Below are 19415 nucleotides of genomic sequence, written 5' to 3' on the forward strand. Positions count from 1 at the left end.
TTGTCGGACAGCGTTTCCGAGGCCGACACGCCGCCGAGGTTCTTGATCTCCTGATCCGCTTCCGCACGGATGACGTCGACGACGTCGTCGATGGTGATCACGCCGACGAGCCGGTCGGCCTCGTCGACCACAGGCGCCGACACCAGATTGTAGCGCTCGAACAGCTCGGCGACTTCCTCGGCGTCGTCGGTCACCGACACGCGGCGGCGATCGGTGCGCATGAAATCGCCGAGCTTGCGGTCGGGCCTCGCCCGCATCAAAGCGTCGAGAAAGACATTGCCGAGCAAGCGATGCGCAGGATCGACGATAAAAATCTCGTAGAATTCGTCGGGCAGCGTTTCTTCGTCGGCATCGCGCATCGTGTCGATCGCCTGCCCCGCGGTCCAGAACGGCGGCACGGTCACCAGCGTCGTCTGCATCAGACGCCCGGCGGAATTGTCTGGAAAATCCAGCGAGCGCTGCAGGGCGGCGCGGTCGATCGCCGGCATCGCGTCGAGGATCTCGTCCTGATCCTCCTTGTCGAGATCTTCCAGTAGCGCGACGGCATCGTCGCTCTCGAGATCCTGGACATAGAGCGCAACGGCGGAATTCGGCAGCTCTTCGAGGATGTCCTCGCGGATGTTGTCGTCGACCTCGGTCAGCGCGGTAAAATCGAAGTCGCGGCCCATGATCGAGATGAGCTCGGCGCGCAGCTCCGAGGGCAGCGCCTCGATGAGCGCCCCGAGATCGGATTCGTGGATATCGCCGGCAAGCTCGCGCAACCGGTCCGCGTCGCGATCATTGACCGCGGTTTCGACGATGGCGACGAACGAATCGAGAAGGTTGCCGTCCTCGTCGTGCATCGGCACAGCGACGTACGTCACGTCGGCAGGCAACGCATCGCGGCGTGCTTCGTTTTCGGGCCGTTCATCAACGTGGCTCATGGTGGTCTCGGCTCGAAGGGCTGGAGCGGTCTTACGGTGGCCCTCCCACCATGGCAAACAAACAAGGACGCCCTTGCGCACTCAGACGCCGTTTCTCGCGTTTTTCCTTGCAATGGGCCTGTCGCCCTCTTGGGCTGCGGAGGGCCATCAACCCGTATGCGGCGCCGATGCGCTGGGTACCAGCCGTACCCTGTCGGTCGGCCCCCGCGGGGGATTGGAAGTCGGGCTCAAAACCTATCCGCAGACGCTGCCGCTGCGCGACCACGAGGTCGCGCTAACCTTCGATGACGGGCCGAACGCCAAGACCACGCCAATGGTCCTCGACGCCCTGAGCCACGAGTGCGTCAAGGCGACCTTCTTCCTCATCGGACGCCATGCGCAGGATCTGCCGAAACTCGTGCAGCGCGAGATCGCCGACGGTCATGCCGTCGGCCATCACACGTTTTCGCACCCGGCTATCACCTTGCGGCGGATGAGTACCGCTGCCGCCGAAGCCGACATCGACCAAGGTTTTAGGGCCGACGACCTCGCGGCTTATGGTGCGGCGGGTGCAGGCCCACGCGTGCCGTTTTTCCGGTTTCCCGGATTCGCCGACACGCCGGAGGTGGACCGCTGGCTCGCCAGCCGCAACATCGCGGTGTTCGGCGCCGACCTCTGGGCGTCGGATTGGCAGATGATGACGCCTGCCACAGAATTGGCGCTGGTGATGGGACGTCTTCAAAAAACGAAGGGCGGCATCGTGCTGTTCCACGACACCAAATCATCGACGGCGCGGATGATGCCGGCGTTTCTCCGCGCCCTGAAAGCGAACGGCTATCGAATCGTTGCGCTGGTGCCGGGCGACGGAACCGCCCAGACGCGCGCCGCACCCGCTGGCTGGTCGTCCGAGACCGACCGCATCATCAATCAGGTGTTTCACGCTGAGGACGCGAAGGCGCATCGCCCCGGCGATTCGGATGCGCCTGCGGCGCGGCATGCCGCCACTGCCCCGGACACCCTGCCGAAACGCGAAACGCCCCCATAAGGGGGCGTTCACGTCAGAGCATAGCTCCAGGAAAGGCTGGTGCGGCCAAGAGGACTCGAACCTCCACCCCTTGCAGGACTAGCACCTCAAGCTAGCGCGTCTACCAATTCCGCCATGGCCGCAAGACGCGGGGCAAGAGGGATAAGCCAGCCGCGTCGAGGTGGTCGTCTAACAAATGGATCTGACGCAAGCAAGCGCGGATAAGACAAAGCAGCCGGCAATCGTCTAGGATCGTCTTCTGCCACCACAAGAAGTGCCATGCTGACCCGCGATACGCTCGTTTCCTCCATGCTGCCCTCTGCCGACGCCGCTCCTGTGGAATGGCGCATCGCCGATGGTCTCGTGCCGTACCCCGAGGCAGTCGCGGCGATGGAAGCGCGTGTCGAGGCCATCGCGCGGGGTGAGGCCTCCGAGCAGGTCTGGCTGCTCGAACATCCGCCGCTCTATACCGCAGGCACGGCGACGAAAGCCGGCGACGGCGCCAACAGCGCTTTTTCCATTTTCGAAACGGGCCGCGGCGGCCAGGTCACCTATCACGGCCCCGGACAGCGCGTGGCCTATGTGATGCTCGACCTCAAGCGGCGCACGCCGGACCTCCGCGCCTATGTCGCAGCTCTGGAACGCTGGATCATCGAGACGCTGGCCGCCTTCGCGATTCGCGGCGAGCGGCGGGAAGATCGCGTCGGCGTCTGGGTGACGCGGCGCGACAAGGCGCCGGGCCTCGACGGCTCGCCGGCGGAAGACAAGATCGCCGCGATCGGCATCCGCGTTCGACGCTGGGTATCGTTTCACGGCATCTCGCTAAACGTCAAGCCCGACCTCGCGCATTACGCTGCAATTACGCCCTGTGGCATCGCCGACGCGCAGTTCGGCGTGACGAGCCTCGCCGATCTCGGGCATGTCGTGACGATGGACGACGTCGATGCGGCCTTGCGCGATGCGTTCGAGCGCGAATTCGGGCCGACCGTCCAGATTTAGCGACCGTCCAGATTTAGAACGACAGCGCCCCTAGTGGCGGCTCGGTCGCGGCACAGCGATCGATCGAGCGCGCATCGACATGGTCGACGGCTGCCGCGTTCGGACCGGCGCGACAAAGGCCCAACAACTCGCCGAGGCGATCACCGGGGCCGACGAAGACAGCGTCGACGTGGCCCTCGTCGCGGTTGACCACCCAACCGTGAACGCCGAGCCGGCTCGCCTCGCTCTGCGTCCAGGCGCGATAGCCGACGCCCTGTACCCGGCCGGTGACACGCACCACCAAAGCCCGCTCGTTGCCGCTCATGAGAGTTCCCCATCCATCCCTATGATGGCGACGTTGTCGATCAGCCGCGTCCGACCGAGGCGCGCCGCCACAAGGATTCGCCCTGATTTCATGGCATCTTCAAGCGGTAGTAAGGTCTCGGTATGGCGGGCTTCGAGATAGTCGATGACGAAGCCGGCGCTCGTCAGGGCCGCGCGCGCCGCCTCGAGATTTGGTTCGATCGCGCCGGTCTCGATTATGGCTGCGGCGCAGCGCGTGAGCGTCGCATAGAGCAGCGGCGCCACCGCGCGCTCGCCGGCATCAAGGTAGACGTTGCGCGACGACAGCGCGAGCCCGTCGCGGTCGCGCACCACCGGCACGCCGACGATCGTCACCGGAAGGTCGAGATCGCCCGCCATCTGCCAGATGACGCAGAGCTGCTGAAAATCCTTCTCGCCGAACAGCGCGACATCGGGCTGCGCCTGGATCAGCAGCTTGGCGACAATCGTCGCGACGCCAGCGAAATGCGTCGGTCGGAAGCGGTCTTCGAGCCCGACGATCGCCGGGCCCGCTACGCTGATCGTCGTGGCAAATCCAGAGGGATAGATCTGGCTGGTCTCCGGCGCATAGACGAGGTCGCCGCCGACGGCATCGAAGCGCGCGCAGTCAGCTTCGAGGCTGCGGGGATAGGTCGTAAAATCCTCGTTGGGGGCGAACTGGGTCGGGTTGACGAAGATGGTGAGCACGACGCGGTCGGCGCGGCGCTTGCCCTCGCGGGCGAGCTCCATGTGGCCGTCGTGCAACGCCCCCATGGTCGGCACCAGCGCCACGCTCTCGCCCTGCGCGTGCCAGGCGGCGACACGCGCGCGCAAGCCTGCGAGGTCGCTGACGATGGTCGCCTTGGCGTGGATCGTCATATCAGCGGCCTCGCAAAGCGCGGTCCTGGCGCACGTTGGCCGCTCCGGCCGGCAAGCTGTTCGAGCATCGCGACGTAGGCGGCGGGAAGCCCGATCGTTTTCGCCGCCACAACGACACCATCCATGTAAGCGGCAGGCGCTGCCGATCCGGCGTTCGCGTCGGTTCCGATGTAGATCAACGCCTGCACCGCCGCCCCGCCTTGGCGGACCACCGGCTGGATCGCTTTGGTGTAGAGCCCGTTGCCCATCTCCTCGTAACGGTCGAGCGGGCGGATGTCGGAGAGCGCCAGATCGAACAGCACGCCATGGACGTCGGAGCCGGGATCGCGCCGCACCGAGGCAAAACCGTTGGCCATCAACACGAAGCGATGCCGGGCCAACCGTGCCAGACCGAGCCTCCGCGCCTTGGGGCAGCGCGTGCGCAACGCCGCCTCATCCATATTGGAGCCATAGGCGAAATACAGCGGCATGATCGCTACGCGAAGGTCATGATCGGCGCGTCGACGGCGAGCGAGTCGCCCTCCTTCGCGTCGATCGTCTCGATGGTCACATCGCGTTCGGCCTTCAGGACGTTTTCCATCTTCATCGCCTCGACGAGGCAGAGCGCCTCGCCGGCCTTCACCGCCTGCCCGACTTTGACGTTGATGAATTTAATCAGACCCGGCATCGGGCAGAGCAGAGCCTTGGACGTGTCGGCTTCGGCCCGCTCCAGCATCAACGCCGAAAGATCGGCGTGGCGCGGCGAGAGCACGCGCACCGAGGCCGAAAAACCGCCATGCGAGAGGACGAATCCGTTGTGGATCGCGCGGGCGCCGATTGCAATCGCCATCCCGTCGACCCGCCCGGTCCACACTTTTTGCGAAGGGATCCAACCGCTCTCGACGCGGACGGGTTTGGCCACATCGGGAAAGACGATGGCGAGCCCGTCGTCGCCTGCCGTGACTTTGGTGTCGAACCGCGTCTTGCCGAGGATCACGCTGCGGCTCCGATTGGCAGCGGCCGGAAGTTCGGGGCGGATGCGGCCAGACAAGGCCGCACGGCGACCGGCCAGCGTGTGATCGATCGCGAGCGCCGCCGCGACGAAGGTCCGCGCCACGGCATCCTCCGGCGCACGCGGCGCATAGGCCGCGCCATATTCTTCCGCGATGAACCGCGTCGACAAACGCCCTTTGCGCCATCGCTCGGTATTCATCAGAGAGGAGAGAAACGGGATATTATGGCGTATGCCTTCAATTGCGAAGGAATCCAAGGCATGTGCCTGCATCGCGATGGCTTCCGCACGGGTCGGTGCATGGGTCACCAGCTTGGCGATCATCGGATCGTAATAAATGGAAATCTCGCCGCCTTCGATGACCCCGCTGTCGACCCGCACCGTCGCCGCGCCGAACGCGCCTTCCTCCGGCGGCTGGTAGGTTGTGAGGCGCCCCGTCGACGGCAGGAACTCCCGGGCCGGGTCCTCGGCATAGATGCGGGTCTCGACGGCCCAGCCGTTGAGCCGCACTTGGTCCTGGCGGATGTCGAGCGGATCGCCGGCTGCAACGCAGATCATCGCCTCCACGAGATCGATGCCGGTGATCATCTCTGTCACCGGATGCTCGACCTGCAGCCGGGTGTTCATTTCAAGAAAATAGAAGCTTTTGTCCTGCCCGGCGACGAACTCGACGGTGCCGGCGGAATCATAGCCAACGGCTTTCGCGAGGGCCACGGCCTGCTCGCCCATGCGCCGGCGCGTCTCCGGGTCGAGCAATGGCGACGGCGCTTCTTCCACGACCTTCTGATTGCGGCGCTGGATCGAGCATTCGCGCTCGTGCAGGTAGATAACGTTACCGTGCTTGTCGCCAAGCACCTGGATCTCGATGTGGCGCGAATCCTCGATGAACTTTTCGATGAAGACGCGGTCGTCGCCGAACGAACTTTTGGCCTCAGACGTCGCGCGGGCAAAGCCCTCCGCCACCTCGTCACGTGCGTGAGCGATGCGCATGCCCTTCCCGCCGCCGCCGGCCGACGCCTTGATCATCACGGGATAGCCGATGGCGTCGGCGATCCGCACCGCCTCGTCAGGGTCCTTGATGATGCCGAGGTGACCGGGCACCGTCGAGACGCCGGCCGCGCTGGCGAGTTTCTTCGATTCGATCTTGTCGCCCATCGCATCGATGGCAGCGGGATTGGGCCCGATGAAGACGATGCCGGCTGCTTGCAGCGCGGTGGCAAAAGCCGCCCGCTCGGACAGAAACCCGTAGCCGGGATGGACGGCTTCCGCGCCGGTCTCGCGGCAGGCGGCCACGATTCGCGCGATGTCGAGATAGGATTGGGCCGCGGGCGGTGGGCCGATGCAGACCGCTTCGTCCGCCATGGCGACGTGCAGCGCGTCGCGGTCGGCCTCGGAATAGACGGCGACGGTCGCGATCCCCATGCGTCGCGCCGTCTTGATGATGCGGCAGGCGATCTCGCCTCGATTGGCAATGAGGATTTTTTTGAACATGACCCTGCCGCGCTGAACCGCGCGCTTTATGCGCACGGCGCCAGACGGAGTGCAACGCAGCGTTAGGAGCGCCCGTACACCTGGTCGGCGCGGCGCTCGAAAGCTTCGGCGAACTTGCGGAAGGCGGCGTCGAACATGCCGCCGACGAGCAGGCTCAGCATCCGGCTCTTGAACTCGTAGGTGATGTGGAACTCGACCTGGCTGCCCTGCCCTTCGACGTCGCGGAATCGCCAGGTATTTTCCAGGTGCTTGAACGGCCCGTCGATGTAGTTGACCAGGATCTTGAGCAGCGGGCGCTCGCAGACCACCTTACTGGTAAAGGTCTCGCGGATCGCTTTGTAGCCGACCTCCATGTCGGCCACGAGCGTCTCCGTCTCGCCCTCCGCGCTGCGACGCGTGACCTTGAGCGCCTTGCACAGCGGCAGGAACTGCGGATAGGCCTCGATGTCGGCGACGAGGGCGAACATTTGTGCGGCGGTGTGGTGGACGCGGCGCGACGTCTCGAACGATGGCATCGGCTCTCTTAAGCCACGCGCGGCTGCGGGCGAAAGAGGCAAAACCGCGCAATCCCGCGTTCGTTCATCGGGGTGCCCATCAGACGCCGCGCGCGTCGATCCGCGCCTGCTTGAGCCGCGCGAAATCTTCGCCGGCATGATGCGACGAGCGCGTCAGCGGCGAAGCAGAAACCACCAGAAACCCCTTCGACAGCGCGAGGTTTTCGAGCGACTTGAACTCGTCCGGCGGCATGAAGCGGATGACGGCATGATGCTTTTTGGTCGGCTGCAGATACTGGCCGACGGTCAAAAAGTCGACGTCGGCACTGCGCAGATCGTCCATCAGCTGCAGGATCTCGTGCCACTCCTCGCCGAGGCCGACCATAATGCCGGACTTGGTGAAAATGGACGGATCGAGTTCCTTGACCCGCTGCAGCAGCCGCACCGAATGGAAATAGCGCGCGCCGGGCCGCACCGTCAGGTATTTGGACGGCACGGTTTCGAGGTTGTGGTTGAACACGTCGGGCCTTGCTTCCACCACGAGTTCCAAAGCACCCGGCTTACGCAGGAAATCCGGTGTGAGGACTTCGATCGTGGTGTTCGGGCTTCTGGCGCGCGTCGTGCGGATGACGTCGGCGAAATGCGCGGCGCCCCCGTCGGCGAGATCGTCACGGTCGACCGAGGTGATGACCACATGGTTGAGTCCAAGCTTCGCCACCGCGTCAGCGATGCGGGCGGGCTCCGCGGCATTGAGCGCGCGCGGCATGCCGGTCTTGACGTTGCAGAAGGCGCAGGCCCGCGTGCACGTGTCGCCCATGATCATGAAAGTGGCGTGGCGCTTCGACCAGCACTCGCCGATGTTGGGGCAGCCCGCCTCCTGGCAAACGGTGACGAGCCCGTGTTGCTTGACGATCTCCTGGGTCGCGTTGAATTGCGGCGAACCCGGCGCGCGCACCCGAATCCAGTCGGGCTTTTTGGCCACTGGCTGATCGGGACGGTGAGCTTTTTCGGGATGGCGGAGCGGCGTCGCGAGCGCGTCGGTTTCTAGAAGGTCAGTTGCATCGGACATCACAAATTGGCCTAGCTGCGCAAATAAACGGGCAATATTGTCGTCACGTCCGTAATTGCTTTCTCGATTTGAAGGCGTGTCAGGTTCTGCGCGTCAGTCAGGTCCGCGCCCTTTAAGTTCGTTCCATCCAGAACCGCATCCTTGAAATTCACTCGACGAAAGATCGCGTTCTCGCAATCCGCGTGGCTTAAATTCGCACCGCCCAGATTGGCGCCGCTAAAATCTGTCCGCCGAATGAAGGTCCGGCTCAAATCGATTTTAGAGGAAGCGCGCACTATGGTGTCCGAATTACTCATCGTCCTTAGCCTCCACCACTCGCTGCGACCTCAGCGCGATGATCCTTACGATTTCGGCGACATCGACCGGCGGCTCTACCTTACCGTAGTCCACGTTTCCTTCCCGTAGATAGGTACTCAGGAGCGTAAGCACAGGATCTGACAGATCTTGAAAGTCTTTACAAACTTGACCAAGTGTCAAGATCGCGCCGAGCCGCACCTCAAGTCGCTCATCTTTTAGCTGACCGACAGCTCGATTAAATAACTCGGTCACGTGACTTTGCCGCGATAACTCGGCTTGGCGCATTTGCGCCTCGGCCTGATTGTTCGACGCAATCACACGTTGCCACGCCAGATAAATACCGACGGCGCCGCCAATCACGAGACCGACGTTGCGGAAAATCTCGGAGAGCGCGACCCAGTATTGCATCGAACCCCTACTTGTGGATCACCCGCCCATACGCATCCAGCACGCTCTCGTGCATCATTTCCGACAGCGTCGGATGCGGGAAGATCGTGTGCATCAGTTCCTCTTCCGTCGTCTCGCAGTTCATCGCGACGACGTAGCCCTGGATCAGTTCGGTCACTTCGGCGCCAACCATGTGCGCGCCGAGCAGTTTGCCCGTCTTGGCGTCGAACACGGTTTTCACCAGACCGTCCGGCTCGCCGAGGGCAATCGCCTTTCCGTTGCCGATGAAGGGGAAGCGCCCGACCTTCAGCTCGTAGCCGGCTTCTTTCGCCTTGGCCTCGGTCATGCCCACGGAGGCGACCTGCGGCTGGCAATAGGTGCAGCCGGGAATCATGCTCTTGTCCATCGGATGGGTGTGCTGGCCGGCGATGGTCTCGACGCAGATCACCCCCTCGTGCTCGGCCTTGTGGGCCAGCATCGGCGGCCCGGCGACGTCGCCGATGGCGTAGATCCCGGGGACGTTGGTACGGCCGAAGCCATCGATCTTGATCAGACCGCGCTCGAGCGTCACGCCGAGCTTGTCGAGCCCGATGTTCTCGATGTTGCCGACCACGCCGACGGCGGAAATCATCCGCTCGGCTTTCAAGACCTGCGTCTTGCCCTTGTCGTCTTCGAGCGTCGCGGTGACGTCGTCGACCCCCTTCACGACCTTGGTGACCTTGGTCGAGGTCAGGATGGCGATGCCCTGTTTCTCGAAACGCTTGCGCGCCAGCGCCGCGATCTCGGCGTCCTCGACGGGCAGAATCTGCGGCAGGACCTCGACCACCGTCACCTCGGTGCCCATGGTGCGGTAGAACGAAGCGAACTCGATGCCGATGGCCCCCGAGCCCATCACGATGAGCGACTTCGGAAACACCTTCGGGACCATGGCCTCAAAATAGGTCCAGATCAGCTTTTGGTCCGGCTCGATGCCCGGCAGCACGCGGGGCCGCGCGCCGGTGGCGATGATGATGTGCTTGGCCTTGTACGTGCCCTCGCCCAGCGTGCCCTTCGGCGGCGGGTTCTGCGGCTGCACCGCCGCCTTCTTCGGCTTGCTGACGACGACCTCGCCGGCCTTGGGTATGGTGGCTTCGCCCCAGATGACGTCGACCTTGTTCTTCTTGAGCAGGAAGGCGACGCCCGACGTGAGCTGCTGCGACACGCCACGCGAGCGCGCAACCACGGCGGCGGGGTCGAAGCCGACCTTGCCCTCGACCGTCAGACCATAGTCTTTCGGATGCTGGAGGTAATGAAAGATCTCGGCCGAGCGCAGCAGCGCCTTGGTCGGGATACAGCCCCAGTTGAGGCAGATGCCGCCGAGATGCTCGCGCTCCACCACTGCCGTCTTCAGCCCAAGCTGCGCCGCGCGGATCGCCGCGACGTAGCCGCCCGGTCCGCCGCCGATGACGATGAGATCGTAGGATTCAGCCATAGGATTGGGTCTCCGCCTGGTCCGGGCAACGGGCAGGATTGGGAAAGGGCGGCATCGCTGCCGCTATGGTGTCGAGAACGGATGTCAGTTCGGTGTAGATGGCGGCGTTGGAGAAGCGGAGGACGCGGAAGCCTTGGGCCTCCAGCGCGTTGGTTCTGATAGCGTCGCGCCTTTGCGCATCCTCGGTACCATGCTGATTGCCGTCGACTTCGACGATGAGCTTTGCGGAAAGGCAGCAGAAGTCGACGATGTAAGGGCCAATCGGCACCTGACGCCTGAAATGGGTGCCTTCGAGAGGCATCCGGCGACGCATCGCTTTCCAAAGCTTGCATTCAGGCTCGGTCATGGCCAGCCGCATGGATTTGGCGTGCTTGACCTGAGATGCCGGGACTTGCCTCGGATTGAGAACTTCATCGAGAACCCCCACCCCTGTCCCCTCCTCACAAGGGGGAGGGGGCCGCTCCGCGGCATACTCTCCGCCACTTAAAGATAGGACGCCAAACAAGCCGGCGGATTTCCCCTTCCCCTTGTGGGGAGGGGTTAGGGGTGGGGGTCTAACCTGCCTCATTCGAGACGCAAGCTCGCGCGATTAAACCAGCATCCCCATCGGCGCCTCGATCAGCGCCTTGAAAGCGGAGATCAGCTCGGCCCCCAATGCACCATCCACGGCGCGGTGGTCGGTGGACAGCGTCACGCTCATCACGGTCGCGACCGCCGGGGCGCCGTCCTTCACCACCACGCGTTTTTCACCGACGCCGACGGCCAGGATCGTGGCGTGGGGCGGGTTGATCACGGCGGAAAAATTCTTGATGCCGAACATGCCGAGGTTGGACACGGCGGAGGTGCCACCCTGGTACTCCTCCGGCTTGAGTTTTCGGGCCTTGGCGCGCGCGGCATAATCCTTCATCTCGTTGGAGATGGCGGACAGCGTCTTCTGTTCGGCCTTGCGCACGACGGGCGTGATCAGGCCACCGGGAATGGAGACGGCGACGCCGACGTCGGAATGGCGGTGCTTCAGCATCGCGCCTTCGGTCCAGGTGGCGTTGGCGTCCGGCACCCGCTGCAGCGCCAGGGCCAAGCCCTTGATGATGAAGTCGTTGACCGAGACTTTGAAGGACGGCTTGCCCTCTTTGGTCAGAGGCGCGCTCTTGTTGATCTGCTCGCGCAGCGCCAGCAGCGCGTCGAGTTCGCAATCGACGCTGAGATAGAAATGCGGGATCGTCTGCTTGGCCTCGACCAGGCGGCGCGCGATGGTCTTGCGCATCCCGTCATGCGGCACTTCTTCGTAGGTGCCGGGCTCGAAGAATTTCTTGATCGTCTCGTCGGACATGCTCGCGGCCTTCGGCGCAGAAGCTGCAGCAGGCGCGGCGCTCGGCGACGGCGCAGAAGCGGGCCTGGTCTGCGGTCCGGCCTTTTCGGCCTCGCGGACATCGCGCTCGACGACGCGACCATGCGGGCCCGAGCCCTTGATGAGCGCGACGTCGAGGCCGGCCTGCTTGGCGATCCGCCGGGCCAGCGGCGAGGCGAACACGCGGGCGCCTGAACCACCGTTCGCCTTGGCTGCGGCCGGCTGCACCGGCGCACCCGGCGTCGAACCTGGACGCTCTTCGCGCAGCACCATCGCGTCGGCTTTCGCCGGCTCGGGCGCCTTGGTTGGGGCGGTCTTTGGCGCCGACACCGCGGAGGCGTCCTCGCCCTCCTGCGCGATGATGCCGATCACCTGGTTGACCGGCACGTCGCTCGATCCATCCGGCACGACGATTTTCGCCAGCACGCCCTCGTCGACGGCCTCGACTTCCATCGTCGCCTTGTCGGTCTCGATCTCGGCAAGGATGTCACCGGACTTGATGACGTCGCCTTCCTTCTTCAGCCACTTGGCGAGGTTGCCCTTTTCCATCGTGGGCGAGAGCGCGGGCATCAGGATGTCGATGGGCATGGAAGGCTAAGCCTCTCGGGCAATCACGAATGGGAGGGTTCAATCAGATCAAGACGCCGCATGATGCGATCCATCTTTTCGTCGCGCCGATCCATGCGCACGGATAGTTCGGCGAGTTGGACCTGCACGTGGGCAATCTGCGTCTGCTGATGCGCGAATTGCGTCTCGAGCGAACCGATGCGCGTCTTCACCTCGCGGACGTCCACCTTGACGTCCGAAAGGTCCGTCTGGATCTTCCGCAGCATCTCGACAATGAAATCGTTGGTCGCTTCCGCCATGGCGTCACGTCTCCGAAACCACCGCTACTTGTAGCAGACCGCCTTCGCCGCCTGAACCACGTCGTCGACGGTCGGCAGCGCCAGTTTTTCCAGGTTGGCGGCGTAGGGCATCGGCACGTCCTTGCCGCTGACCCGCATGACCGGCGCATCGAGATAGTCGAAGGCGCCTTCGACCACGCGCGCCAGAATTTCGGCGCCGATACCGGACTGCGCCCAGCCTTCCTCGACGGTGACGCAGCGGCCGGTTTTCTTCACCGAAGCGAGGATCGTCTCCGTATCCATCGGGCGCAGCGTGCGCAGATCGATGACCTCGGCCTCGATGCCCTCGTCCTTGAGGATTTCGGCGGCCTTCAGCGCATAGGTCATGCCGATGGAAAAGGACACGATCGTCACGTCGGTGCCGGCGCGCGCGATGCGCGCCTTGCCGATCGGGACGGTAAAATCCTCGAGGTCGGGGACGTCGAACGTCTGACCGTAGAGGATTTCATTCTCGAGGAAGATGACCGGATTCGGATCGCGGATCGCGCTCTTCAGCAGACCCTTGGCATCGGCGGCCGTATAAGGCGCCACGACCTTCAGGCCGGGGACGCTCGAATACCACGCCGAATAGTCCTGGCTGTGCTGAGCCCCGACCCGGGCCGCCGCCCCGTTGGGGCCGCGGAACACGATCGGCGCGCCCATCTGGCCGCCCGACATGTAGAGGGTCTTGGCGGCGGAGTTGATGATCTGATCCATCGCCTGCATGGCGAAATTGAAGGTCATGAACTCGATGATCGGCTTGAGGCCGGCCATCGCGGCGCCGACGCCGATGCCGGCAAAGCCGTGCTCGGTGATCGGGGTGTCGACGACGCGGCGGTCACCGAACTCCTGCAGCAGGCCCTGCGTGATCTTGTAGGCGCCCTGATACTCCGCGACCTCTTCGCCCATCACAAAGACGGAGTCGTCGCGACGCATCTCTTCTGCCATCGCGTCGCGCAACGCTTCGCGGACGGTGGTGGGGATCATCTTGGTGCCTTCCGGCACTTCGGGCGCGCCGGCGGATGCGGCCGCCACCGGAAGCGGCGCGTCGGATTCGGTCTTGGCGGTCGAGGCCGGCTTCTCGCCACCTTTCGACTCCAGGGATGCTCCGGCGCCGGTGCCCGGCTTGGTGTCGGCCGTGGTCGAGGGGGCGACGGCGGGTGTCGCCGAAGCGTCTTCGCCCTCGGCGGTGATGATCGCGATCGGGGTGTTGACCTTCACGTTCTCGGTGCCGTCGGCCACGAGAATTTTCGCCAGCGTGCCCTCGTCGACGGCCTCGACTTCCATCGTCGCCTTGTCGGTCTCGATCTCGGCGATGACGTCACCGGACTTGACGCTGTCGCCTTCCTTTTTCAACCACTTCGAGAGCTTGCCTTCCTCCATTGTGGGGGACAGCGCGGGCATCAAAATGTTGGTGGCCATGAATGGTGCCTCTAGAGCCTTCGCGTCCGGGCTGAAGTGGTCTCAGCCAATGACGATCAAGAACGCCGCTAACAGAAGGGATAAGACAGGAAACCGCAGAAGTTACATCAGGTTAACGCGCGATTAATGAAGGATGTCGGTCCACAGCTCGGAGGGGTCCGGCTCCGGCGCATTGGTCGCGAAGTCGGCCGATTCCGCGACGATCGCGCGGATCTCCGCGTCGATCTTTTTGAGCTCGTCCTCGCTGGCGTCGCCGCTCTTCAGCAGCCGCTGCTTCACCTGTTCGATGGGATCGTGATCGTCGCGCATCTTCTGCACCTCGTCCTTGGTGCGATACTTTGCGGGATCCGACATCGAGTGGCCGCGGTAGCGGTAGGTCTGCATTTCCAGGATCATCGGGCCGTTGCCGGTGCGGCACCACTCGATCGCGAGATCGCCGGCCGCCTTCACCGCACGGACGTCCATGCCGTCGACCTGGATGCCGGGAATATTGAACGAGGCGCCGCGCTTGGAGAGATCGACCATCGCCGAAGAGCGGGTGATCGAGGTGCCCATCGCATAGCGATTGTTCTCGATGACATAGATCACCGGCAGCTTCCACAGCTCGGCCATGTTGAAGGCCTCGTAGACCTGGCCCTGGTTGGAGGCGCCGTCGCCGAAGTAGACGAAGGAGACGTTGTCGTTGCCGCGGTAGCGGTTGGCGAAGGCGAGGCCGGTGCCGAGCGGCACCTGGGCGCCGACGATGCCGTGGCCGCCATAGAAGAACTTCTCCTTGGAGAACATGTGCATAGAGCCGCCCTTCCCTTTGGAAAGGCCGCTGGCGCGTCCGGTCAGCTCGGCCATGACGCCCTTGGGGTCGAGGCCACAGGCCAGCATGTGGCCGTGATCGCGATAGGCGGTAATCGTTTGGTCGCCTTCCTTGGCGCCCATCATCAGGCCGGTCACCACGGCTTCCTGGCCGATGTAGAGATGGCAGAATCCGCCGATCAGGCCCATGCCGTACATCTGGCCGGCCTTTTCCTCGAAGCGGCGTATCAACAGCATACGGCGATAGGCCGTGAGCTCCTGCTCCTTGCTGAAGGACGCGACGTCGGGCGTCTGGATGTTGCTGTCCGTGTTGGAAGCCGCCGATTGCCCTGAGGTCATGCCAAAGTCCTTCGCGACGGTGCGGTGCCATTCCGAGGGCTAGACGTAGCTCAGGCGCCTCGCGAAAGCGAGCCATCCGGAAGGCCGCCCGCCCTCTGCTGATCGCCTTATGCACGAAGCATTTGGGACGGACATCAAACCTCAGGACATGGCTGGATTGCATGGAAACGCGCATGTCTTTCGAGGGATACGCGAAGATCGAATGATTTCAGGCCGCGTCTTAACGGGGGATACAGCTTGGTAATCAACGGTCAGCTCAAAGAGGCGGTATCGCTAACGTTATCTAGCGGGCGCCGTGACACAGAAGAAATACCAAATGATCATTTTAACATAAGCGCTATCTCAATATAAGTTCGGTCAAGCATCCAATATCGAGATTGCATTGCCTTATAAATTGTCGCTGAACATTACGACGTCACGTCAATATCGTTGTATCAGCGCCTGTTGCGGCTTGGTCTCAGGATGACCAAACCATGTTCATGCGTGTCGACCAGGTGCAGGCTGCGCTGTCTTACCGCCGCGGCGAGAGGAAAACGACGAGGTCGTTCTTGTGGACGCGGTCGAGCAGCACGCGGGCTTCTTCCTCGAGCAGGTCGCGGTCGATGGTCTCACCGCGCATCAGGTCGATGCGGTGCTGCCATTGCGCCCGCTCGCTCTGCACAGCGGCGTACTCGCCGCGAAGCATGGTGATGCTGCGCTCGTATTCGTCGTTGGTCTTCAGACCACGCTCGCCGTTGATCGCATGCCACACGAAGTAGCTGCCGATGCCGCCGGCAACGCAGTACAACATGAGTGGGAAGAGAATGCCGCGAAGGCGCGTCCGGACGACCATGGCGTGACGATGCCAGAGGGTGGTTAGCGGGCGATTAACCGTGCGTCATTCCGGATCGGCGAAGCCGAGTCCGGAACTGGTGTTCCTCGATCAGCGTGCGCACGACATGCGGCGTCGATGCGCACCGGTCCCGGGTTCGCCTTGCGGCGCCCCGGGATGACCAGGCGTTAAGCCAGCGCCTTGAGCGCGCTGCGGCCGGCGAAGATCGCCTGCGCGCCGAGCTCTTCCTCGATGCGGATGAGCTGGTTGTATTTGGCGATCCGGTCGGAGCGCGACAGCGAGCCGGTCTTGATCTGCCCACAGTTCGTCGCCACCGCGAGGTCGGCGATGGTCGAATCCTCGGTCTCGCCGGAGCGATGCGACATCACGGCGGTGTAGCCGGCGCGATGCGCCATATCGACAGCCGCGATCGTCTCGGTCAGCGTGCCGATCTGGTTGACTTTCACCAGGATCGAATTGGCGACGCCCTTCTTTATGCCGTCGGCGAGGCGCAGCGTGTTGGTGACGAACAGATCGTCGCCGACGATCTGGCATTTCTTGCCGATGCGATCGGTGAGCAGCTTCCAGCCGTCCCAATCGTCCTCCGCCATCCCGTCCTCGATCGACACGATCGGGAACGATCCGACGAGTTTCTCGAGATAGTCGACCTGCTCGGCGACCGAGCGCACCTTGCCCTCGCCTTCGTAGTGGTAGGCGCCGTCCTTGAACCAGTCGGTGACCGCGCAGTCGAGGCCGAGCGAAATGTCGACGCCGGGCTCGAATCCGGCCGCTTCGATGGCCTTCATGCAGAACTCGAGCGCGGCCTCGGCCGACGGCAGGTTCGGTGCGAAGCCGCCTTCGTCGCCGACGTTGGTGTTGTGGCCGGCCTTCTTCAGCGCGCTTTTCAGGGCATGAAACACCTCGGCGCCATAGCGCACGGCCTCGGAGAAAGTCGGTGCGCCGATCGGCAGGATCATGAATTCCTGGAAATCGATGGGGTTGTCGGCGTGAGCGCCGCCGTTGATGATGTTCATCATCGGCAGCGGCAGCACGCGGGTCTGGGTGCCGCCGATGTAGCGGTAGAGCGGCAGGCCGACGACGTCGGCCGCGGCTTTGGCGGTCGCGAGCGAAACGCCCAAAATGGCGTTGGCGCCGAGGCGCGACTTGTTGGGCGTGCCGTCTAGCGCGATCATCACCTCGTCGATGTGGACCTGGTCCTCCGCATCGAAGCCGCCGATGGCATCGAAGATGTCGCGATTGACGCTATCGCAAGCCTTGTGGACCCCCTTGCCGAGGTAGCGGCTCTTGTCGCCGTCGCGCAGTTCGACGGCCTCGTGGGCGCCGGTCGAGGCGCCCGACGGGACGGCGGCGCGGCCCATCGAGCCGTCTTCGAGCGTGACGTCGACTTCGATCGTCGGGTTGCCTCGGCTGTCGAGAATTTCGCGGGCGACGATGTCGACGATGGCCGTCATGGGGTATCCTTCAGGGTGGTGCGATTGCGCGTTGTCTACGCCGAAGCGCGGCGAACCGGAAGCCGACTTCGGCGCGTCCAGACGGGATCGGTAATAATTCTTTTGCAGCGGCAGAAAATCGGCTTTTGCAATCAGCCTTGCCGCCATGCCGCCGCCATGCGCCTTTACGCTTTTCCTCTATGCGGCGGACGCGCTTCGGGTGCAAAAAGCGAAGGCCATGCGTTTTTTTGTTGGATTGATTGCTTTCGCGATGCTCGCTGCCGCGCAGCGGCCGGCGCGTGCCGACATGGGCGCCACGATTACCGGCGCCGCCCCGACACTGTCGGACGACGAATTCACGCCGCTCGACCGCCATCGGGACGAGATCACGCCGGAGCCGGCAAATCCCATGATCACCGGAACCGAGCCGCTCCAACCGCAGGCGCCAAGCTGGACACGGCCGCTGACGGAGCGCCAGCTTGGCGCTACGGAAAGGGCGTCTGACCTCGCGCCGGACCTGCTCGACGCGCTGCTGCGCATCGAGAGCATCTACGACCCGACCCGCGTCGATCTTTTTGGCGAGACCCCCGCGATGGAAATCCGGGCCGGGACCGCCTCGATGAACAACGTCTTCGCCGATCGCTGGCATCTGGCCGATACCGACCCCAATGTGCATTATCGCGTGCGCTATCTGGCTCAGGCCTGGATGCGATCCGGCGACAGCGATTGCGACGCCTTCAGCAAGAACCGCAGTTCGGACGGCGGCCCGGCGCTCACCGCGCTGTCGGCGAGCGATTGCGACCGGCTGGCGCGCGTGCGGTCCAATCCCGACGAGGCCTGGATGGTCATCGCGCGCGCCGCGGTCGATCTTCCCGTCTTCGCGGCGCCGCTGCCCGGCGCCCGCCTGTCGAGCAACGACTTTTGGGCCGCGCAAAAAGCGCGGATCGCGGCGATCCAGACGCGGCTGCAGACCAAATGGCAGGCGCCGACGGCGCTCTCGGCGCGCTGACCGACGGCGGCAGCTCCCGCTTGCCCACGGCCCCGCCGCGTGAGACAGGATCGCATGTCCAAAATCATCGAAGACAACGGCGTTCTCGGGCGCCATGCCGGCCTGCCCGCTTCGCCCGAAGAGGCGCGGCTCGAGCGTGTCGCCAACCCCCACGTCGACACCGATTATTGCGCGCGCTTCACCGTGCCGGAATTCACCTCGCTGTGCCCGGTCACCGGGCAGCCCGACTTCGCGCATGTCGTGATCGATTATCTGCCGGACGCGTGGCTGGTCGAATCGAAGTCGCTGAAACTCTACCTCGGTTCGTTCCGCAACCACGGCGCCTTCCACGAGGACTGCACGGTGCGCATCGGCCGCGATCTCGTGGCGCTGCTGGCGCCGCGCTGGCTACGCATCGGCGGCTACTGGTATCCGCGCGGCGGCATTCCGATTGACGTGTTCTGGCAGACCGGCGCCCCGCCCGCCGGATTATGGGTGCCGGACCAGGGCGTGCCGCCCTATCGCGGGCGCGGGTAATCTACAGCCTGCGGTAGACGAAGACGTCCTGGTGGTCGTCGACCCGCGTCGGATGATAGGCGACGAATTCGAGCTCCGGCGCGATGGCCGCGACCATCGCCTTGACGTGGCTCTCTTCGAACCAGGTCAGGCCGTAGTCCGCGTAATAATAGGGATAGCGCTCGTAGTAGAAGCCGGTACGGGCGAGTTCGGCGTTAAGCTTGGCTTTGTCGAGCCAGTATTGGTCGTAGATCTCGGCCTTGGCCGCCGACCGGGTGCCGTGGATGGTGAAGACGACCACGCCGCCGGGCTTCGCCAGCGCCGCCACCTTCTTGAGGTTGGCTTCGATCAGATCGCGGCGCAGATGCGTATAGACCGAGAGCAGGTAGATGAGATCGAAGGTCCCATCGAGGCCTGCGTCGAGTTGCTCGACGACGGGGATCCGGCGCACGCCGAACTCGGACGCCGTGAAGCGCGCGCCTTCGTCCATCACGTCGCAGACGCTGATCGCCTGACCCGGCAGTTCGTCCCGCAGCTCGCGGATG

21 protein-coding genes, 1 tRNA gene and 1 pseudogene are annotated in these 19415 nt (G+C 64.0%); 4 read left to right on the forward strand and 19 right to left on the reverse strand.

The window, feature by feature from the left end; translation table 11 throughout:
- Positions 1-923: magnesium transporter (locus tag GSQ79_RS25350; RefSeq protein WP_246725583.1), on the reverse strand; the 923-nt coding region annotated here is incomplete at its 3' end.
- A 73-nt stretch (positions 924-996) separates the two neighbouring features.
- Between GSQ79_RS25350 and GSQ79_RS25355 the strand changes: the two genes are divergently transcribed.
- Entirely contained in the window at positions 997-1947 is a 951-nt protein-coding gene (locus GSQ79_RS25355) for a polysaccharide deacetylase family protein (RefSeq protein ID WP_368669978.1), read from the forward strand.
- Positions 1948-1984: 37 nt separating this feature from the next.
- On the opposite strand, the gene GSQ79_RS25360 is transcribed toward GSQ79_RS25355, so the two are convergent.
- Positions 1985-2069, reverse strand: a tRNA-Leu gene (locus GSQ79_RS25360).
- Positions 2070-2205: 136 nt separating this feature from the next.
- Between GSQ79_RS25360 and lipB the strand changes: the two genes are divergently transcribed.
- A complete protein-coding gene (gene lipB, locus GSQ79_RS25365; protein WP_158811534.1) occupies positions 2206-2925 on the forward strand; it encodes a lipoyl(octanoyl) transferase LipB in 720 nt (239 codons plus the stop codon).
- A gap of 13 nt (positions 2926-2938) precedes the next feature.
- On the opposite strand, the gene GSQ79_RS25370 is transcribed toward lipB, so the two are convergent.
- The 16 genes from GSQ79_RS25370 to eno form a co-directional block, all read right to left on the reverse strand.
- Positions 2939-3229, reverse strand: a complete 291-nt coding sequence (locus GSQ79_RS25370) for an acylphosphatase (RefSeq protein WP_158811535.1) — start codon at positions 3227-3229, stop codon at positions 2939-2941.
- Entirely contained in the window at positions 3226-4104 is an 879-nt protein-coding gene (gene panC / locus GSQ79_RS25375) for a pantoate--beta-alanine ligase (RefSeq protein WP_158811536.1), read from the reverse strand. Before panC ends, GSQ79_RS25370 begins: the two co-directional genes overlap by 4 nt.
- Positions 4101-4574: a gamma-glutamylcyclotransferase family protein gene (locus GSQ79_RS25380; protein ID WP_158811537.1), complete on the reverse strand. Its 474-nt coding sequence runs from the start codon at positions 4572-4574 to the stop codon at positions 4101-4103. The genes panC and GSQ79_RS25380 overlap by 4 nt, the downstream gene beginning before the upstream one ends.
- 5 nt (positions 4575-4579) lie before the next feature.
- Entirely contained in the window at positions 4580-6586 is a 2007-nt protein-coding gene (gene accC / locus GSQ79_RS25385) for an acetyl-CoA carboxylase biotin carboxylase subunit (RefSeq protein WP_158811538.1), read from the reverse strand.
- Between the two features lie 62 nt (positions 6587-6648).
- A complete protein-coding gene (locus GSQ79_RS25390) occupies positions 6649-7101 on the reverse strand; it encodes a type II toxin-antitoxin system RatA family toxin (RefSeq protein ID WP_158811539.1) in 453 nt (150 codons plus the stop codon).
- Positions 7102-7180: 79 nt separating this feature from the next.
- Positions 7181-8149 (reverse strand): lipoyl synthase, encoded by a 969-nt coding sequence (gene lipA / locus GSQ79_RS25395; protein ID WP_158811540.1) that lies wholly within the window; start codon positions 8147-8149, stop codon positions 7181-7183.
- Between the two features lie 11 nt (positions 8150-8160).
- A complete protein-coding gene (locus tag GSQ79_RS25400; protein WP_158811541.1) occupies positions 8161-8445 on the reverse strand; it encodes a pentapeptide repeat-containing protein in 285 nt (94 codons plus the stop codon).
- On the reverse strand, positions 8438-8854 hold the full coding sequence (locus GSQ79_RS29940) for a hypothetical protein (protein WP_246725584.1): 417 nt from the start codon (positions 8852-8854) through the stop codon (positions 8438-8440). Before GSQ79_RS29940 ends, GSQ79_RS25400 begins: the two co-directional genes overlap by 8 nt.
- A gap of 7 nt (positions 8855-8861) precedes the next feature.
- Positions 8862-10304, reverse strand: coding sequence for a dihydrolipoyl dehydrogenase (gene lpdA / locus GSQ79_RS25410; RefSeq protein ID WP_158811542.1), 1443 nt, complete (start codon positions 10302-10304; stop codon positions 8862-8864).
- Positions 10297-10809 carry an endonuclease domain-containing protein gene (locus GSQ79_RS25415; protein ID WP_158811543.1) on the reverse strand — a complete coding sequence of 171 codons (513 nt, stop codon included), beginning with the start codon at positions 10807-10809 and terminating at the stop codon, positions 10297-10299. The genes lpdA and GSQ79_RS25415 overlap by 8 nt, the downstream gene beginning before the upstream one ends.
- Before the next feature lie 84 nt (positions 10810-10893).
- Positions 10894-12240, reverse strand: coding sequence for a pyruvate dehydrogenase complex dihydrolipoamide acetyltransferase (locus tag GSQ79_RS25420; protein WP_158811544.1), 1347 nt, complete (start codon positions 12238-12240; stop codon positions 10894-10896).
- A gap of 23 nt (positions 12241-12263) precedes the next feature.
- Positions 12264-12518 carry a hypothetical protein gene (locus tag GSQ79_RS25425; protein ID WP_158811545.1) on the reverse strand — a complete coding sequence of 85 codons (255 nt, stop codon included), beginning with the start codon at positions 12516-12518 and terminating at the stop codon, positions 12264-12266.
- A gap of 24 nt (positions 12519-12542) precedes the next feature.
- Positions 12543-13958, reverse strand: a complete 1416-nt coding sequence (locus GSQ79_RS25430; protein WP_158811546.1) for a pyruvate dehydrogenase complex E1 component subunit beta — start codon at positions 13956-13958, stop codon at positions 12543-12545.
- A gap of 123 nt (positions 13959-14081) precedes the next feature.
- A complete protein-coding gene (gene pdhA, locus GSQ79_RS25435) occupies positions 14082-15104 on the reverse strand; it encodes a pyruvate dehydrogenase (acetyl-transferring) E1 component subunit alpha (protein WP_158811547.1) in 1023 nt (340 codons plus the stop codon).
- A 511-nt stretch (positions 15105-15615) separates the two neighbouring features.
- On the reverse strand, positions 15616-15936 hold the full coding sequence (locus GSQ79_RS25440) for a septum formation initiator family protein (protein WP_158811548.1): 321 nt from the start codon (positions 15934-15936) through the stop codon (positions 15616-15618).
- Positions 15937-16103: 167 nt separating this feature from the next.
- On the reverse strand, positions 16104-17387 hold the full coding sequence (gene eno, locus GSQ79_RS25445) for a phosphopyruvate hydratase (protein WP_158811549.1): 1284 nt from the start codon (positions 17385-17387) through the stop codon (positions 16104-16106).
- 217 nt (positions 17388-17604) lie between these two features.
- Here eno and GSQ79_RS25450 point away from each other — a divergent pair, with 217 nt between their 5' ends.
- Together GSQ79_RS25450 and queF are read left to right on the forward strand one after the other, a co-directional pair.
- Positions 17605-18375, forward strand: coding sequence for a hypothetical protein (locus GSQ79_RS25450; RefSeq protein ID WP_158811550.1), 771 nt, complete (start codon positions 17605-17607; stop codon positions 18373-18375).
- A gap of 54 nt (positions 18376-18429) precedes the next feature.
- Positions 18430-18891 carry a preQ(1) synthase gene (gene queF, locus GSQ79_RS25455; RefSeq protein ID WP_158811551.1) on the forward strand — a complete coding sequence of 154 codons (462 nt, stop codon included), beginning with the start codon at positions 18430-18432 and terminating at the stop codon, positions 18889-18891.
- 1 nt (position 18892) lies between these two features.
- On the opposite strand, the pseudogene GSQ79_RS25460 reads toward queF, so the two are convergent.
- Positions 18893-19415 (reverse strand): annotated as a pseudogene (locus GSQ79_RS25460) (hypothetical protein); the annotation flags it as partial.

Origin of the sequence: Beijerinckia sp. L45 (assembly GCF_009765775.1) — a bacterium.
Lineage (GTDB): Bacteria > Pseudomonadota > Alphaproteobacteria > Rhizobiales > Beijerinckiaceae > RH-AL1.